The following is a 3049-nucleotide window of genomic DNA, read 5'->3' on the forward strand; positions in this document are numbered from 1 at the left end:
GCGCGCGGGTGACGGCGGTCGACCGCTCGGCGCCGCGGCTGGAGCGCCTCCGCGAGAACGTCGCCCGCCTCGGCCTCGACGTCGAGATCGCGGTCTCCGACGCCCTGGCCTTCCAGGCCCAGGACCACGACGCGGTGCTGCTCGACGCCCCGTGCTCGGCCACCGGCACGATCCGGCGCCACCCCGACGTGGCCTGGACCAAGTCGAAGTCCGACATCATCCGGCTGTCGCTGCTCCAGGTCAGGCTCCTCCAGAGCGCGGCCGAGTTGGTGCGCCCGGGCGGCCGGCTGGTCTACTGCACCTGTTCGCTGGAGCCCGAGGAGGGCGAGGCACAGATCGCCGCCTTCCTGGCCCGGGACACCCGCTTCGCGCGCGTGCCGGTGCGGCCGGAGGAGATCGGCGGCGCGACCGAGATGATCGATGGCAACGGCGACCTGCGCACCCTGCCGTGCCACCTGCCCGAGGTCCCGGGCGCCCGCGGCGGCCTGGACGGCTTCTTCGCGAGCCGGCTCGAGCGCGTGGGGTGAGGAGCGCTCCCCGGTCTCCGCCGCCATCGCGGGCGCAGCGCGGCAACCGAGCGGAGCGTTCGCGGATGCAGACCCATCGACTGGCACGCCGCTCAAGACAATATTCCTATTTTGTTCTCATTAGCCGTCACCTGTCCGTCGGCGCTGCGGGAGTGATCCCGCGCGTATCTGGCCGACACCTGGGTTCCCGCGGCATCCCGCGTCCGGCGCGATTGGGTTTTCTTGGGCCATGCCCCCGGCGCCGCAGGCGCGTGGGGACGAGGATGCATATCCGGCAGTCGCGTTCGCAACCTTGATTCGATCCGGTTGGCCTGGATCGACTAGGTTGGCGGATGAATATCCGCAGCAGACATCTTTCGGCCGGGGATCGACAGGTTTTTGTCACACTTCGTTCGCGGAGTGAGGCGGAGCCGCCGTTGAGGCGGGGAACGATTATCGCTAGCGTGCCGGCAAATCGGGAGGCTGCACGGCAACCGTGCACGGGATGGATATGGCACACGCAACCCACGCGACCACTGCGCCCGGCGCTCCCCGCGAGCCCTGGTACAAGGTCCTCTATATCCAGGTCCTGATCGCCATCGTGCTCGGCGTCCTGCTCGGCTGGTACGACCCGGCCACCGGCAAGGCGATGAAGTGGCTCGGCGACGCCTTCATCGGCCTGATCAAGATGATGATCGCGCCGATCATCTTCTGCACCATCGTGCACGGCATCGCGTCGGTCGGCGACCTCAAGAAGGTCGGCCGGGTCGGCGTGAAGGCGCTGGTCTATTTCGAGGTCGTCTCCACCCTGGCCCTGTTGATCGGCGTGCTGGTCGGCGAGGTGATCCGGCCCGGCGCAGGCTTCAACGCCGACCCGACGAAGCTCGATGCCAGCAAGGTCGCGAGCTACGCCAACAAGGCGGCGGCCGATTCCACCGTCGCCCACATCCTGGCGATCATCCCCAAAAGCTTCTTCGATCCCTTCGCCACCGGCGACCTGCTCCAGGTGCTGCTGATCTCGATCCTCACCGGCGTCGTCGTCACCAGCCTCGGCGCGCGCGCCGCCGCGGTGAACAGCGCGATCGACACCGCCGGGCAGATCTTCTTCAAGATCATCGGCATCGTGGTGAAGCTCGCCCCCGTGGGCGCCTTCGGCGCCATGGCGTTCACGATCGGCGAGTACGGCATCCAGAAGGTCTACGACCTCGCCTGGCTGGTCGGCACCTTCTACGTCACCGCGATCCTGTTCGTGGTCGTGGTGCTGGGCAGCATCGCCAAGGTCGCGGGCTTCTCGATCTTCCGCTTCCTCGCCTACATCAAGGACGAGTTGCTGATCGTGGTCGGCACGTCGTCCTCGGAAACAGTGCTGCCGCAGCTGATGACCAAGATGCGCCGGCTCGGTGCCTCGGATTCGGTGGTCGGCCTTGTGGTCCCGACCGGCTACTCGTTCAACCTCGACGGCACCAACATCTACATGACGCTCGCCACGCTGTTCCTGGCGCAGGCGGTGGGTGCGGACCTGACCTTCGCGCAATACGCGACGATCATCCTGGTGGCGATGCTGACCTCGAAGGGCGCCTCCGGCGTCACGGGTGCCGGCTTCATCACTCTGGCGGCCACGCTCTCGGCGATCCCGAACAGCCCGGTCCCGGTCGCCGCCATGACCCTGGTGCTCGGTATCGACAAGTTCATGTCCGAGTGCCGCGCGCTCACCAACCTCGTCGGCAACGGCGTCGCCTGCGTGGTGGTCAGCCGCTGGGAGGGCGAGCTCGACATGGCCAAGCTCAACGAGGTCATGGCCCACCCGGTCGCGATCGGCACCGACATCTCCGATCACGCGCCGCAGCCGATGGGGACCGACACCAAGGTCACCAAGGTCGCCGCGGCGGAGTGATGCCGGCACCCAGCGGGCGGGCGCGCCTCGGCATCGATCTCGGCGGCACCAAGATCGCCGGGATCGTGCTGGATTCCCGCGGCGCGACCCTGGCCGAGGCCCGGGTCCCGGCCCCGCGCGGCGATTACCGGGGCACCCTCGAGGCCCTGGCCGCCCTGGTGGAGCGCCTGGAATCCGAAGCCGGCACCCCGTCCCGCGCGCCTTGCAGCGTCGGCGTCGGCATGCCCGGCAGCCTGTCGCCGGCGACCGGCCTCGTGCGCAACGCCAACTCCCACTGGCTCAACGGTCATCCGTTCGGGATCGACCTCGCGCGGCGGCTCGACCGCCCGGTCCGGATCGAGAACGACGCCAATTGCCTCGCGGTCTCGGAGGCGGTCGACGGCGCCGGGTCCGGCGCCCGGGTGGTCTGGGCGGTGATCCTGGGCACAGGGGTCGGATCGGGCATCGCCATCGACGGCCGCGTGCTCACCGGCCGCAACGGCATCGCGGGCGAGTGGGGCCACGGCCCCCTGCCGGCACCCACCCCCGACGAGCGGCCCGGACCGGATTGCTATTGCGGTCGCCGGGGCTGCGTCGAGACCTGGCTGTCCGGGCCCGGCCTCGCCGCCGACCATGCCCGGCGGCACGGCGGCCATGGCACCGCCGAGGC

The 3049-nt window shown here is 69.5% G+C and carries 3 protein-coding genes; all 3 read left to right on the plus strand.

Going from position 1 to position 3049, the window contains the following annotated elements:
- On the plus strand, window positions 1-527 hold a 527-nt coding region (locus FV228_RS25085; RefSeq protein WP_147857032.1), incomplete at its 5' end, for an RsmB/NOP family class I SAM-dependent RNA methyltransferase.
- Between the two features lie 490 nt (window positions 528-1017).
- A complete protein-coding gene (locus FV228_RS25090) occupies window positions 1018-2400 on the plus strand; it encodes a dicarboxylate/amino acid:cation symporter (protein WP_147857033.1) in 1383 nt (460 codons plus the stop codon).
- Window positions 2400-3049, plus strand: a 650-nt coding sequence (locus FV228_RS25095; protein ID WP_147857034.1) for an ROK family protein, incomplete at its 3' end; no start/stop codon positions are given. The genes FV228_RS25090 and FV228_RS25095, both read left to right, overlap by 1 nt.

It is taken from the genome of Methylobacterium sp. WL18, from assembly GCF_008040015.1.
GTDB lineage: Bacteria > Pseudomonadota > Alphaproteobacteria > Rhizobiales > Beijerinckiaceae > Methylobacterium > Methylobacterium mesophilicum.